Origin of the sequence: Methylosinus sporium (assembly GCF_003113265.1) — a bacterium.
GTDB lineage: Bacteria > Pseudomonadota > Alphaproteobacteria > Rhizobiales > Beijerinckiaceae > Methylosinus > Methylosinus sporium.
Map to the genome: position 1 here is coordinate 1 of NZ_PUIV01000001.1, position 13,867 is coordinate 13,867.

At 65.3% G+C, this 13,867-nt stretch carries 16 protein-coding genes; 3 read left to right on the forward strand and 13 right to left on the reverse strand.

The features are described from left to right. Positions 1–229 (forward strand): cupin domain-containing protein (locus C5689_RS00005; RefSeq protein ID WP_146188286.1); only part of this gene is annotated, 229 nt, incomplete at its 5' end. A 42-nt stretch (positions 230–271) separates the two neighbouring features. On the opposite strand, the gene C5689_RS00010 is transcribed toward C5689_RS00005, so the two are convergent. From C5689_RS00010 to C5689_RS00065, 12 genes are all read right to left on the reverse strand, one after another. Beyond that, complete coding sequence (locus C5689_RS00010; protein ID WP_108915234.1) at positions 272–772, reverse strand: hypothetical protein; 501 nt, start codon at positions 770–772, stop codon at positions 272–274. Between the two features lie 2 nt (positions 773–774). Continuing rightward, the gene (locus C5689_RS00015) at positions 775–1,266 is read right to left on the reverse strand and encodes an SRPBCC family protein (RefSeq protein ID WP_108915575.1); all 492 of its coding nucleotides are present in this window, start codon (positions 1,264–1,266) and stop codon (positions 775–777) included. A 41-nt stretch (positions 1,267–1,307) separates the two neighbouring features. Beyond that, the gene (locus C5689_RS00020) at positions 1,308–2,306 is read right to left on the reverse strand and encodes a vWA domain-containing protein (RefSeq protein WP_108915235.1); all 999 of its coding nucleotides are present in this window, start codon (positions 2,304–2,306) and stop codon (positions 1,308–1,310) included. Continuing rightward, positions 2,303–2,905, reverse strand: a complete 603-nt coding sequence (locus C5689_RS00025) for a tetratricopeptide repeat protein (RefSeq protein ID WP_108915236.1) — start codon at positions 2,903–2,905, stop codon at positions 2,303–2,305. The genes C5689_RS00020 and C5689_RS00025 overlap by 4 nt, the downstream gene beginning before the upstream one ends. Beyond that, positions 2,902–3,933, reverse strand: coding sequence for a vWA domain-containing protein (locus C5689_RS00030; protein ID WP_108915237.1), 1,032 nt, complete (start codon positions 3,931–3,933; stop codon positions 2,902–2,904). Before C5689_RS00030 ends, C5689_RS00025 begins: the two co-directional genes overlap by 4 nt. Further along, a complete protein-coding gene (locus C5689_RS00035) occupies positions 3,930–4,841 on the reverse strand; it encodes a nonribosomal peptide synthetase MxaA (RefSeq protein WP_108915238.1) in 912 nt (303 codons plus the stop codon). The genes C5689_RS00030 and C5689_RS00035 overlap by 4 nt, the downstream gene beginning before the upstream one ends. Before the next feature lie 6 nt (positions 4,842–4,847). After that, complete coding sequence (locus tag C5689_RS00040) at positions 4,848–5,696, reverse strand: DUF58 domain-containing protein (RefSeq protein ID WP_108915239.1); 849 nt, start codon at positions 5,694–5,696, stop codon at positions 4,848–4,850. A 13-nt stretch (positions 5,697–5,709) separates the two neighbouring features. Continuing rightward, positions 5,710–6,675, reverse strand: a complete 966-nt coding sequence (locus C5689_RS00045) for an AAA family ATPase (protein ID WP_244594533.1) — start codon at positions 6,673–6,675, stop codon at positions 5,710–5,712. Positions 6,676–6,898: 223 nt separating this feature from the next. Further along, positions 6,899–7,150, reverse strand: a complete 252-nt coding sequence (locus C5689_RS00050; RefSeq protein ID WP_244594534.1) for a methanol dehydrogenase [cytochrome c] subunit — start codon at positions 7,148–7,150, stop codon at positions 6,899–6,901. 130 nt (positions 7,151–7,280) lie between these two features. Continuing rightward, a complete protein-coding gene (moxG, locus tag C5689_RS00055) occupies positions 7,281–7,862 on the reverse strand; it encodes a cytochrome c(L), periplasmic (protein WP_108915240.1) in 582 nt (193 codons plus the stop codon). Positions 7,863–7,898: 36 nt separating this feature from the next. After that, positions 7,899–8,792: a methanol oxidation system protein MoxJ gene (gene moxJ / locus C5689_RS00060; RefSeq protein ID WP_108915241.1), complete on the reverse strand. Its 894-nt coding sequence runs from the start codon at positions 8,790–8,792 to the stop codon at positions 7,899–7,901. A 120-nt stretch (positions 8,793–8,912) separates the two neighbouring features. After that, positions 8,913–10,778, reverse strand: a complete 1,866-nt coding sequence (locus C5689_RS00065; RefSeq protein WP_108915578.1) for a methanol/ethanol family PQQ-dependent dehydrogenase — start codon at positions 10,776–10,778, stop codon at positions 8,913–8,915. A 423-nt stretch (positions 10,779–11,201) separates the two neighbouring features. On the opposite strand from C5689_RS00065, the gene C5689_RS00070 reads away from it, so the two are divergent. Together C5689_RS00070 and C5689_RS00080 are read left to right on the forward strand one after the other, a co-directional pair. After that, a complete protein-coding gene (locus C5689_RS00070; protein WP_244594511.1) occupies positions 11,202–11,468 on the forward strand; it encodes a hypothetical protein in 267 nt (88 codons plus the stop codon). Between the two features lie 433 nt (positions 11,469–11,901). Continuing rightward, a complete protein-coding gene (locus C5689_RS00080) occupies positions 11,902–12,495 on the forward strand; it encodes a phosphatase PAP2 family protein (RefSeq protein ID WP_108915243.1) in 594 nt (197 codons plus the stop codon). On the opposite strand, the gene hglS is transcribed toward C5689_RS00080, so the two are convergent. Further along, the gene (gene hglS, locus C5689_RS00085) at positions 12,466–13,863 is read right to left on the reverse strand and encodes a 2-oxoadipate dioxygenase/decarboxylase HglS (RefSeq protein WP_108915244.1); all 1,398 of its coding nucleotides are present in this window, start codon (positions 13,861–13,863) and stop codon (positions 12,466–12,468) included. The genes C5689_RS00080 and hglS overlap by 30 nt on opposite strands. Between the last annotated feature and the right edge of the window lie 4 nt (positions 13,864–13,867).

Here is a 13,867-nt window from a genome sequence, read left to right on the forward strand (position 1 = left end):
TTTTCACCGCGCCGAGCATTGGATCGTGGTGAAGGGCACGGCGGAAGTGGGCCGCGATCAGGAGACCTTGCTCGTGCATGAGAACGAGTCGGTCTATCTACCGATCGGCTGCATTCACCGGCTGACCAATCCGGGCAAGATCGACCTCGAGATCATCGAGGTGCAGACCGGCTCCTATCTCGGCGAGGACGACATCGTCCGCCTGCAGGACGTCTATAATCGCGGCTGACGGGATTTGCGATAGGCGAGCCTGAAGCAATTTTTCCTCCGCCTATTGTCCCCGATTCTGCGCGCTGTAACGCTCGCGCAGATCGGCGAGCGCCGAGTCTCGCGTCGCGCCCTGCTTGCGCAGATTGAAATAATGCTGGCAGAGATCGCCGAAGGTCTGCTTGCTTCCCGTCGCGGCCGCGACGCGCGCGAGGCTTTCGATCGATTCCGCTTCGTCTTCCGCCGCGCCGATCTCCGCCATCATATCGGCGAGCTGCGCCGTGCGATTGGCGAGCATCCGCGGCGATTCCAAAAAATGCGCGGCGCCGACCTCGAGCGCAGCGCGCAATCGCGCCTCCCTGCCCTCATCGACCGGCGCGCCGCCGCTCTTGCGCGCGGCGAGCCAATAGGCCGGATCGACGCGGTCGATCGGCGTCAGCCATTTCGGCAGCTCGTCCTTGCGCGTCACCTCGACGGCCGGCGGCTGCTGCGGGTTCGCGTCATTGCAAGCGCAGAGCAGCGCCGCGAGCGTCGCGCAGAGGGCGGCGAGACGCGGCGCGCTCATCGTCACTTGCCTTGCAGCTTTTTGGCGATGCCTTGCAGGCCGTCCTTCAAGAAGGTCGTCATCGCTTCGCGCGCGGCGTCGTCATTGAGATTGTCCGGCGGCTCATTGCTGGTGTCGCCGCGATAGAGGCGGCCATACCATTGCACCTCGCTGCCGCCGCCCGCGGCCGGCTTCACCGCCAAAGTCGCCGAATAGGAGCTGATCGGCAGAGCGTCGAGATTGGCGTCCGACATGCGATAGCTGAGCTTCATCTGCTGCGGATCATATTCGTCGAGGCTCTCGGTGACGACGCCGCCCTTGCGCAGCGTGATCTCGCGCACCGCGCCATTGGCGTCGCCGCCGGTCGCCTTCACGCTGGCGACATCGGGATGCCAGTCCAGCGAGCCGAAATGGCCGACGAGCGCCCATACGGCTTTGGGATCGACGGGAACGGTGATTTTCTCGTCGACCTTGATCGGAGTGGGGCCATGCGCCAGCGCCGGCGTCATGGACATTGGCGTCACGGACAGAAGAAAGGCGAGCGCGATTTTCAGTTTCACGGGAGTCTCCTCGAAAGTGCGGTTGCGGGACGGGAACGACGGCGCCGCGCGAAAAATTCGGCGAGCGGAACCACGAGATAGAGGATGACGAAGCCCCCGAGCGCCGCCGCCGCGTAGGCGGGACGCAGATCGACGGGCGCTCTGCTCGGCCGCCGATGCGCGACGGCGAGAAGCGCGGGCGCGATCGCCTCCGGCTTCTCCAAATGCGCGTAAGCGAGGCCCGTCGTCTCGGCGAGCTGGCGCAGATAGGGCTCGCGCACGCTGGAAAGATGTTCCGAGCCGGCGGCCATCTCGCCGCCGAAAGGCGCATTGCGCGGATTATAGCCCTCGCGCTGCTCGGAGCCCGGCGGCGGCAGGCCGAAGCGGCTCTCATGCGGCACTTCGTCGACGCCATAGAAGCCGGTCTCGCGGCCACGCTCGTCGAATTTCGGAATGGGCGCCGGCTCATAGCCGCCGGCGCCGAGAATGAGGCCGAAAACCTTTCCGTGCTCGCCCTCGAACGCCGGCGCGCCATAGGCCGGCAGCGGCGGCGCCTCCTGACCGTCGGTGATGAAGACGAGATCGGCGTCGATGCGGCGCGCCATTTCGACGGCTCGGAACAGGCCGGCGGAAATGCGACTGTCGCCCTCCCAGGCCATGCGCCAATCGAGGCCGGCGATGGCCGCGTCGATCGCCGCGAAATTCTCGCAGACGTCGATCGGCTCGAACAGAAGAAGAGGCTCGCGCTCGGTAAAAATGGCGAGGGCGACGCGCGAGGGACAGGGAAGATCGGCGACCAGACGCCGCATCGCGCGCTTCGCGAATTCGATCCGGCTCGCCGGCGCGCCGTCCAGCGCATAATCGCGCGTGTTCATGCTGCCGGTGATGTCCAGCGTCAGCAGCAGATCGGCGCCGTTGCGCGTCGCTTCGGCGCGCGGAAACAGAAAGGCCGCGACCAGCATCGCCATTGCGAAGGCGAGCGACGGAAAGCGCGCGTCCGCGAGACGGGCGATCATGGCAACCCCTTGGGCGCGCCGGGAATGTCGGTCCAGATTTTTTTGGGGTCGGCGGGCAGCTCGTCGCCGCCCGAATGCTCGAGTTCTGGATTGTCGCGCACGAGGCGCGCGGCGACGTCGAGATTATATTTCGCGTCCCAGAACTCCGGCCGAAATTGCAATGCGCGACGATATTCGCGCCGCGCCAGCTCGACGAAAGGCCCCGCCGGCTCCAGCTGGCCGCGCTCCAGGAGATCGAAGGCATTGCGCAGCAGCGCATTGCCGAGATCGTAATGGGCGATGGCGGAAAGCTCTTCGCGGCCGGCGGAATCGAGCGGCTCCAGCAGCGCGCGCGCTTTGTCGAATTGCGCGCGCGCCGCGAGAAAGCCCGCGCGCGCGGCGATCAGCTCCGGCGCGGAAGCCGAGTCGGTCTCGACGTCCCGCCCCGCCGCGAGCGCGCTGATCGCGGCATTGTCGGCGCGCGCGCGCCACGCCGCATAGGCGCCCTGCAACGCGCCGGCGAGCGCCGCGACGAGCAGCAGCGACAAGAGGCTCGATCGCCAGCGCGCGACGAGCCGCGCCAGCGGCCGCATGTTTTCGGAGCGCGCGGCGTCGTTCATGCGAGCCTCCTCGCGCGCGCGCGCGGCGCATCGGCGCGCGCGCTCTGCTTCAAGCTCGTCTCGGCGAATTTGGCGGCGACGAGCAAAAATGTGGCGAAGGCCGCGACGAGCAGCGTCTCATCGGTCAAATCCTTACGCGGAATGCGCTCGGCGTAGCGGAAAGGCCGGCGCTCGAGCCGATCGATCTCGCCTATGGCCTCGGCGACGGCGGCGGGGCCTTCCGCCTCGAAAGCGCGATAGCCGACGCCGAGCGATTTGAAGAAGAGATCGAGATGGCGCTCGGGCAGTGCCTGCGGCGTGTCGAGCTCGTCGGCGCCGGGCTTGTCGCTCAAGCCCTTCGAACCCTGCGTGCGCAGAAACAGCCAATAGAGATTGGGCTTGATCTTGCGGAAATCAGCGCGCAGCTGATCCTGTATGCGCGGATCGATGACCGCGGCGCCGTCGGAGACGAGCAATATCACGCGCGATTCGATTTCGCCGCCGGCGGGAAATTGCGAAAGCGCCATTGCGAGACCGCGGCCGATATTGGTGTAGCCGAGCCCCGGCCGGTCGATCGCCCGAATCGCCGCGCGCACCGCGTCGCGATGATCGGTCATCGGCATCACCAATATGGGCGAGGTCGAAAAGGCGGTGACGCCGAAGAGATCATGCGCGCGGCGCGCGACGAAATCGCTCATGATGCGCTTGGCGGCGGAGGCTTTCGATTCCTCGCCGCCCGCCGGCGTGCGGCCGGCGAAAGTCTCGTTCATGCTCGCGCTGCGATCGATGAGGATCGAGATTTCCGCGCCCTCGCCATAGCGCGCGATTGCGCGACCTTCGTGAAAGGGGCCCGCGACCGCGAGCGCGCAGGCGCTTATCGCGAGCATGGCGGCGACGCGCAGAGTCCATGCGACGAGGCTGGAGAGCGCATCCCGCGGCGCGGCGGCGACGGAGGAAATGGACGACGGTCGCAGCGCCGAAAAGAACAGCGGCGCCAGAGCCAGCGGCAGCAGCAAAAGCGCGAGCGGAGAGGCGACGTCGAAGCTCATCGCGCGCTCCGCTCCTGCGCCGCCAGCGACCTCGCCAGCGACAGGATTTCGCCGAGCGGCAGATCGGCGCCCGCATCGGCGACGCCGAAGAAGAGCGCGCGCGAGCTGGCGAAGAAGCGGATGAGCCGCTCTTTCGCGACGGCGAATTCCGCATGGCCGGCGACGAAGGCGTCGATATCCTCGGCGAAGATACGGCGGCCGGCGGCGTCGTCGATCGCGCGATGCAAGGCGAGCATCGCAGCGCGCCGCGCCGCTTCGTCGCCGCGCTTCGTCAGAATGGCGATGCGGCGCGCCGCGGCGGCGAAGACGCGCGCGCGACGGCGATGGAAAGGCGGCCAACCGCGATCATGCGCGACCAGCGCCAGCGCGCCCAATGCGAGCGCGACAAAGGCGCCGGCGCGAATCGCCGGAGTTGCGGCGTCGCTCGGCGCGACGCCCCTGTCCGGGCGCATGTAATCCGTGGGGTCGTCGCGACGCTGCGGCAAGACTTCGCGCAAGGGCGAAACGCCGATCGCCCAGGCGGGTGCCCGCACGGTCTCGGTCTCGCCCTCGTGCAGGAAACGCAAGGCGAAGGGCGGGATTTGCAGATCACGCACATCGAGCGCGACATAGAAGATTTGATAGACGAGATCGATGTTCCAGCGCGTGAGCCCATCGCCGACGGGCTCTTCGCGCACGCGAATGTCGCGTAGATCGAGCCGATAGTCGAGGGCGCCGGGCCGCGGCAGCGACGCGCTCTGCAAGCGCGATGCGGAATCGGCAACGATCTCGAGCCGCGCATTCACCAGATCGCCGACGAAGAATCCGAAGCCGCGCTCGGCGTAGAGACGGACGGACTTCACCTCTGCCGCCGCCGGAGCCGCGACGAAAGCGAAAAGAAAGGACAGGGCGAGGAAGCGGGCGCGCATCGCCGTTCACAGTCCGAGCAGATGGCGCGACAGCGCATCGGCGTCGAACGTGTCGTCGACGACGAAAGGCGGACGCCCATGCTCCAGCGCGAGACGGCGCAGCGCGTCGCGGCGCTCGGCCTCGCGCGCGCGCCAGCGGCGGCGCAGGCTCGGGCGCATGAGCACGAGCCGCCGCGCGCCGCTCTCGAGATCGTCGAGCTCGACGAGGCCGAAGCGCGGAAGATCGCGCTCCTCGGCGGAATCGGCGAGGAGAATGGGCGCGAGATCATGCTGCGCGAGCCGGCCGAAGAGACGCCTCGCAAAGTCCGGCGGCCAACGGAAATCGGAAATGAGCAGCACGAGCTTGCGACGGCCGGCGATGAGGCCGGCGGCTTCGAGCAGCCCTTGTGCGGAGGCGCCGCGCGGCTTTGCATCGCGCAACCGCTCGGCCGCGGCGACAGCTGCGCCCCGCGCCCGCGTGGCCGGCAGCAGAAGGTCATTGCGCAGCGTCGCGTCGCAGGCGGCGAGGCCGAAGCGATCGCCGATGCGCGTCGACGAGAAGGCGAGCGCCGCGCAGAGATCGGCGACGAGATCGAGGCGGCGCGCCGCGCCCTGAAAGCCCATGGACGCCGACAGATCGACGAGCGCATAGACGTCGATCGAATTGCGCTGCTCGAAACGGCGCACATGGGTCTCACCGGTCGGATCGCGCATCGTCGCGCGAATGTCGATACGCCGCGCATCGGGAAATTGAATGAAGCGCGCGTGATCGCGAAACACGCCTATGCCGCCGACGTCGACGCCGCTATGCGCGCCGACGGAGCCGTTGGAGACGTGGCCGCGGGGGCGATAGGCGATGTCGAAGCGCTCCGTCATCACGCCTTCCGTCTCAAGGCGCCGGCACCGTGGCGAAAGCGGCGCGGCAGAGATCGCGGACGATATCGTCGCCGCGCATCGCATAGATCGGATCGACGAAAATGCGATGCGCCATCGTCTCGAGGAAGATTTCGCGAATATCCTCCGGCGTCAGCGCATCGCGGCCCTCGAGCCAGGCGCGCACGCGCGCCGCGCGCACCAGAAAGGCGAGGCCGCGCGGGCTCGCGCCGCCGCGCACCAGGCCGCGCATCTCCACATCGGGCAGGGTGACGCCGGCCGCATACGGATCGAGCAGCGCTTCCCAGAGCTTCGTCACATAGGCTTCGAGCGTCTCGCTGGCGGCGACGCGGTTCTGGATGAGCTCGGCGACAGAGGCGAGCGAGCGATAATCGAACGCCGGCTCGCCGATGTCGTCGAGCAGACGATCGACGTCGTGATAACGCGGATCGAAGATCAGCGCGCGACGCACGGACTCGTCGCTCGGCGTCTTCATGGAGATTTCCATGAGGAAGCGGTCGCGCGCGGCGGCGGGAAGCTCGAATGTCTCTTCGCGCTCGACGAGATTGCGATCGGCGAAGACCTGCAGCGCCGGAAAGGAATATTCGCGATTGAAGGCGGAAACGCTGCGCTCCGCCATCAGCCGCAGCAGCAGCGAATGCACCTGCGGACGCGCGCGATTGATCTCGTTGAAAAAGAAAATGGAGAGATTTTCCGCCTGCCGCAGCACCGGGCCGGGCTCGACGCGCGGGCGTCCGTCATCGGCGAGATAGGTATGATAGATGAGGTCGCTCGGCATGAGATCGACCGTGCCCTCTATGCGCGAATAGGCGCCGCCGAGGGCGCGCGCGACGGCGCGCAGAAGGGTCGTCTTGCCGACCCCGACATCGCCCTCGAGCAGCACATGGCCGCGCGCGAAGATCGCGATGGTCACGAGGCGAATGACCCGGCTCTGGCCGATGACGGCGCGTGCGACGCGCATCTCGAATTGTTGCGCCTTGGCGCGCCAGTCGGCCAAGACTGCGTCGGTTGCGGCGGTGTCTGTCACGCTGAACAGGTCCAACGGCTCGTCGGAAGAAAAGGCGTTGCGGCCACGATCCCGGGAAAGGATCCGACGCGTTGTTGTCGAATGACGCCGGACCCGGATCGTGGCCGCATGACGACCGTCCCCGGGGGCGCGGGGACGGCATTTCTCACGCGAGCGCTCAGGGAATCTTGCTCACGTCATAGACGAACGAGCCCGTCTTCTTGAAATGCTCGGCGCGCTTCTTGTTGCGCTCTTCCATGGCCGCGATCGCGGACTGGTTCTTGGCGAGTTCCTTCGGATCGTGCTTGGGATCGTATTTGGAGCCGGCGACCTTTTCCGGAAAGCCGGGCTTGGGCTCCCAGCAGTCGCCGGGGGCCTTGCATTTGGTGCCGTCATAGGCCGAGGCCGCGCCGATCGCAGCCGCGTTCATGACGAACGCGACGCCGACGGCCGCCGCAATCTTCAAAACTCCCATCGTGCCTTCCTCCAATTTATGCGCGGCTCTCGCCGCGGCCGCCGCGCCGCTCACGCGTACGCGACTTTCATTTTCCCGACGTCTTTCATTTTCCCGAGGTCTTGCACTGACCGGGCGGATCGTCGGGGAATGTCTCGTGTCCAGGATAGGGCTTGTATTTCGCGCGCTGCTCCGGCGTCAGCCAGGTCGCTCCGGCAACGGGATCTTTATAGAGATGGCGGACCCAGGCCATGACCTTCAGCATTTCGTCGAGCTGAAGATTGGCGTATTGCGGCCCCATGGACGCCTGAGCGCCGCCGAAGATCGTGGAGAAAAATCCTTCATCTGTCGCGTTCTGCGGATAGGTCCAATAGGAGTCGTTGAGGCCGGGGCCGATCTTGCCTTCGCCCAAATGGCCGTGGCAGCCGGAGCAGGCGGAGAGAAAGAGCTGCTCTCCCTGCTTCAGACAGCTCACATCCTCATTGTAAGGATTGACGCCTGTCTGCATGAATTTCTTCACGCCGGGCGTATCCTTGCCCTCGGGAAGCGCGTCGTCGAAGTTCAGCACTTCGCCGGTGATCGTGTTGCGAAAGGTGATGCCCGCATTCTGCGCGATCGCCGAGAGGGCGATCATGCTGGCGAGCGCGCCGCCGATCAGGACATAGGGCTTTTTCTTGCTCGATTTCATTTCTGTCGGTCTCTTTGAGATTTCGCCGGCGAGCGCCTAATGCGCCGCGACCGGATTGACGATGGGCAACAGCGGAACGCCTTCGGCCGCGAGGATCTGGTCGATCTTCGGCTTGGCGCGCTCGAGGCCGGCGTTCACTTGCGCGAGCAATTCCTTGTCGGAGAGACGCACGCCGACCGATTGATCGTAATGCTGCCCGATCTTCTGTCCGTCGCTGCGCTTGGAATCGTCGTCGATCAGCGTCATGCGCAGAGGCGTCGGCGAGGATTTGACGAAACGCGCCACATCGGGCGCGAAGGCCGACGCCAGTTCGGCGCCGCCGCTCGCCACTTCGCCGATCATGCGCGCCGGGTCGATCTGCGTATATTGATTGCGCGGCGAGCGGAAATTCACCAGCGAATAGAGATAGGCCATGTCGTTCTCATATTCGCCGATCTCCTTCAGCATCACCTCGGCCGGAGAGCCGAACGGCACGGCGATGTGATTGAAGGATTTGATGCGCGGATCCGACCAGGACTTTATGTCGAGATTCTTCTCGGCCTTGGTCACGAACACATAGCCGGTGCGGAAATAGGGCTTGCTCGTCGCGACGCGCGGATCGCCCGTGTCCAGCCCGATGACGACATCGCACTGATTTTTGTCGAGATAATCCCTCACGAGATAGATCGCCGCCTTCGACGACCAGACGAATTCCGCCTTGCGGCCCATCGCCTCGGCGAGCGCGACGGCGATACGATTCTCGAGGCCGGATTCGTCCTTGAGGGAGAGCGGCGACTGCGCTTCCGAAGCGCAGATGCGCAGAGTGTCCGCCTTGCTCGTGGCGGCGGCGGCCGAAGGCTTCGTCTCTTGCGCGAGAGCGCCAGCGGCGCCGGTCAGCAGCGCGAGCGCGAAGCCGGAGGCGACGAGACGCGAAGGAGTGATACGCGACATTGGCTCGATCCGATGGGTTTGCATCCTGTGGCAAGACCGCCCGGACGCGCTTCATGCATCCGGGCGGCGCGCTGTGTCGGTCGCGAACAGGGGAGGACGCGACCGACGACTGCCGACGGATCAATGGGCCTTATATTCGCCGAGGCTCAGATCGTCGTAGGGACCCTTGCCGCCCAGCGAGAAGACGACGACGCCGCCGCCCATCTGCGTGTAATTGGCGAGCTGCTTGAACGCGCCCACCGCGCCGAGGCCGGCGGTCGGGTCCTGCAGATCGAACACGAGACCCACTCCCGGCCAACCGCCGACACCGTAGAGAATGGCGACATATTCGGTGCCCTTGTGGCTGTAGACGATCGGATAGCCGAGCACGCCGGAGGGAAGCTTGAACTTCCACAGCAGCTCGCCATTGTCGCTGTTACGGGCCTTGATGAAGCCGTCGAGCGTTCCGTAGAACACGATATTGCCGGCGGTGGCGGTGGTGCCGCCCCAAACCGCGAAGCGCTCGAACTTCTCCCATTTGAACTTGCCGGTGATCGAGTTGTAGGCCTTGATCTGGCCGAGGCCTTCGCCCTTCTGACGATCGCCCTTCGGACCCGGATACATGTTCAGCGTCGCGCCGACGAAGAACTGACCCGCGCGATAGGGAAGCATGAAGGGCTCCCAATCCATGCAGATGTGGTTCACGCCGAGGAAGAACAGCTGCTTGGTCGGATCGTAGGAATCATGGCCCTGATTGTGATAGCCCATGGCGGAAGGACAAATATCCTTGCCGAGATGGTCCATGCGGGTGCCATACTCCGGATCGCGAACGGGCAGGCCGCTCTTGAGATCGACTGTCTTGAACACATTGACCGTGTCGTCGATCTTGTCCGCGGAGATCAGATCGCCGTTGGTGCGGTCGAGCGTGTAGACGATGCCGTTGCGGTCAGGATGCGTCAGAAGCTTGCGCTCTTTGCCTTCCTTGTCCTTCTGCTCGGTGAGCAGCATGAAGTTCACGCCGGCGAAGTCCCACTCGTCATGCGGGGTCTTCTGATAGCCGAACTTGGCTTCGCCCGTGTCGATGTCGCGGCCGAAGATGGTCATCGTCCATTTATTGTCGCCCGGACGCATCGTCTCGTTCCACGGCGCCGGATTGCCCGAGCCGTAGTAGAAGAGATTCGTGCCCGGATCATAAGCGTACCAGCCCCAATTGGTGCCGCCGCCGATCTTCCACGCGTCGCCTTCCCAGGTCGAAGTGCCGAGGCCCTTCTGGCCGTAATGGGGGTTCTTGCTGTTGAAGTCCTTGGCCAGCAGCACGTCCTCGTCCGGGCCGGTCGCGTAAGCGCGCCAAGCCTGCTCGCCGGTGTGGACGTCATAGGCCGTCACATAGCCACGCACGCCGAGCTCGGCGCCGGAGGAGCCGACGAGAACCTTGTCCTTCACGACATAGGGAGCGATGGTGAGCGTCGAGCCGACCTTATAGTCGGAGTTCTCCATCTTCCACACGAGCTCGCCGGTCTTGGCGTTGAGCGCCTCGATATGGCCATCGAGCAAGGTCTTGAGGATGAGCGGCGGCGTCTTGGAGTCGCCCGGCCAATAGGCCAGACCACGATTGACGAGGTCGCAGCACGCCACCGCGCGCGCGGCCGCGTTCTGCTTCGGCTTGTCCTGCCACAGGATGCGGGTCGGATCGTCGAGATCGAGCGCGAAAGTGTTGTTGGGGAAAGACGTATGGATATACATCTTGCCGTCGACGACGAGCGGCGCGCCCTCATGGCCGTTGAGCAGGCCGGTCGAGAAGGTCCAGGCGACCTTCAGATCCTTGACATTGCTCGTGTTGATCTGCGTCAGCGTGCTGTAATTGTCCGAGTGATAATTCTTACCCGGCATCACCCAATTTTCTTCGCTCTTGGAGAGCTGGTCGAGCTTGTCGTTGGCCGAGGCGACGCCGATCGGCGCAACCGTCAGCACGGCGAGCAGCGATACCGAATTCAGTAGTTTCCTCATCGACGAGTCCTCCTGCAACAGCCATCGCCCGGCGGATCGCAGAGCGGAATGGAGATGTCGCCTCGTGAAGCATCGGCTCGCGATCTCTCGAGCCATGTCTTTGTTTGTCGGCCGCCGTCCTCGACGTCGTCGCAACGCGGGGACGCGAAAATGCGAGAGGCGGGGCCGAGGAGATATAGGTTTTCGGCCGCGCCTCTGTCTGTATGATTTGTCGGTAATCTGACACGGGAAGAATCGGCATCGACGCCGCGCCTTCGTCACGATTTGCGGGACGAGACATCCTGTTCTCACCGCTATCGCGCCGCGATCTGGACAAAGCGGCATGGCCTTTGATGCGACGCCGAGCCGATTGCCATTCGTTCCATTTCAAGACGGCGGGAGTCGCTCCGGTCGACCAGAACGATCCGGGACGACACAGGGACGATGGTCTCGAGAAAGATCGCGATGGAAAGCCGTATCAAGTTGATCGATGTCGACCGCCCGGACGAGCCGTTGGAAGTGGAGGTCGAGCGGGTCATGGAGTCGACGCTTCGCGTGCTCGTGCCCAATACCGTGATCCGTTTCGAATTGCGACGGCCGAGCGAGGACGCGCCATTCGAGGGGGCTGTCGGGGGCCGCTATTTCATTTTCGAGCCCCAGCCGCGGGCCTCGGAGCCCTCGGCGTCCAAAATCAAGACCCGGCGCAAATAGCGCCTTTCGGCCGCATCGCGGCCGAGCCCGGCGCGGCGTCGGGAAAATTTCTCCGGAAACTTCCCCGCGGAGCGCGAGGGGCCCGTCCGCCGGTCCCGGAATGGCGCGGGCGCGCCCCCCTTTCGTCCCGTTTTGGTCGGAAATGGGACATGCCGGCGGCGCGGCTCTGAGCCGGGCGAGTCTCCCGATCCGCCGCCATTGTCGCGCTTCCGCCTTCGAGCCCGCGCCCGTCGATCCGTCTCGCATCGAAAAGCGCATCCACGAAAAAAAAACTTCGGGCGAAGCTTCACGGCGACGCTCGCGATCTATCCCCTTTCCGCGCGCGGGCTCTCGCGTGCGATTGACAGTGATGTGACGTTCGCGGCGCGCGCTGCAATGGAAACGTCGCTCATGTGTCACGAAACGGCAGCACGCGGCGCCTAGCTTTTTCGCCATGCTGCTCGCATCCAACCGTCGTCTTTCTCTCGAACGTCTCGTTCTCGCCGAGACGGCGCTCCTGTGGCGCGATCGTCTGCTGCGCGCCGATCTCGCCGGCGTGCATCTGGTGGCGCGATCCACGCGATTTTCGCTGACGCGAATGCTCGCGATCACGATCAGCAAGCTCGGCAACGGATGGATCTATCCGATCCTCGCAGCGACGATCTTCGCTCTCGTCGGTCACGAGGCCTGGCCGGTGATCGCGCTCGGCGGACTCAACGCCGCTCTGCTGCACACGCTGTTTCCGATCATCAAGAAGCGCATCGGGCGCAAGCGTCCCTTCCATGTCGATCCGCGGCTGACGTCGCTGCTGAAAATACTCGACGAGCATTCCTTCCCGAGCGGCCATATGATGACGCTCAGCGGCGTGCTGGCGCCCATCGTTCTGGCCTGGCCTTCGGCAGCCGCTTCCGCCGCGGCGCTCGTGCTCTCCATGGCGTGGTCGCGCATCGCCACGGCGCATCACTATCCCAGCGACGTGCTCGGCGGGCTGACGATGGGCGTCGCCATGGGCTATCCGCTATCGGCCTGCATTCTCGGCCATTGGTGATCGCTGGCCGAGCGTGGCCAGCGCGCGCTCGAGCGAGCTTTTCTCCTCATGCGCATAGATCGCCATCGCATCGGCGACCTTGGTTCCGAGCGCATGTTCGAAGGCCTCGCGATTGGACGCAGCCGATAGCTCACGCCGTCCGCCCTCCCCGAGATTGGACTGGAATATGCCCGCCGCGCTCACCGGCAGGAAATCTTCGTAAGTGATCGGCTCGGCGACGAGCGCGCCGTCGCGCAGCAGCGCCTCGACATCGCACGTTCCGGCATTCGTCTTCGCGCGCGTTTCGCCGGGCGCATAGCGGAAAAAGGCGAGGCCCTGCGCGCGCAAGGTCGCGGCGTCGTCGGGAAAATCGGCGAAGCGGCGCTTCAGCTCGGCGCTATAATCCGCGATGGCATCCTCGCGCGGCGGCGCGACGGCGAGCGTTTCGGCGAGCAGCCGATCATAGAGCGCGCGGCCCTTTGCGGTCAGCGCCGCGCCACGCTGCTCGATCTCGCCGAAGCGCGCGCGATGCTCGCCGCGCACATCGTCTCGCCCGGCGAAGCGCACCGGCTCGGCGACGGCCTTGAAGCTCGTCTGTCGCAGCAGAATCGGAAACTGCCGCTGCGGCGGGCCTTCGACGATCGATTTCGGATCGAGGCCATGCTCGGCGAGCGCCGCTTGCGCGGCGTCCATGTCGAGCGTCGGCAAAGTGAGATGATTGATGTGCGGTCCGTGGAAGCAGACGACATCGGCGACGAGCGGATGCGCCTTGCGATAGGCCTCATAGACGCCGGCGGTGACTGTGGCTTCGCCGCGCCAGCGGAATGTGTGCAGCGCCTCATGCACGAAATCGATCGCCTGCGCTTCGCCGAGCCCGCCATTGGCCTCGAAAAGCTCGATGAGATGCAGGCAGCGCGGCGTGAAGATGCGGCGCCGCGCGAGAATCTCCTGCGCCTCGCGACGCAGGTCCTCGCCCTCGATGAGCTCCGGCCGCAATAGCGAGGTGAAGATGCGGAAAGGGCAACGCCTGATCGACGCCGTTTCGACCGGCCGGAAGCAGGTCGAATGGACCGGCACGCCGGCAGGCGTGAGATCATAGTAGCCGACCGGATACATGCCCATCACGGCGAACAGCCGCCGCAGTCCCGTAAGCTCTTCCGGCCGTCCGACGCGAATGGCGCCGTGGCGCTCGACGCCGATGAGATCGAAAGCCCCGGAGCGGCGAAGCCGCGCCTCGAGCGCAGGATCGCGCGCCAGCGCTTCGCCGTCGATTTCGCCGACGATGCGCGCCATCTCGAGATAGCGCGGAACTTCGTCGCGATACATTTGCGTCATCGCCGCGGAGAAGATCGAGCGGATCGTGTCGGCGGAAACATGGGTCTCGGTCATGTCG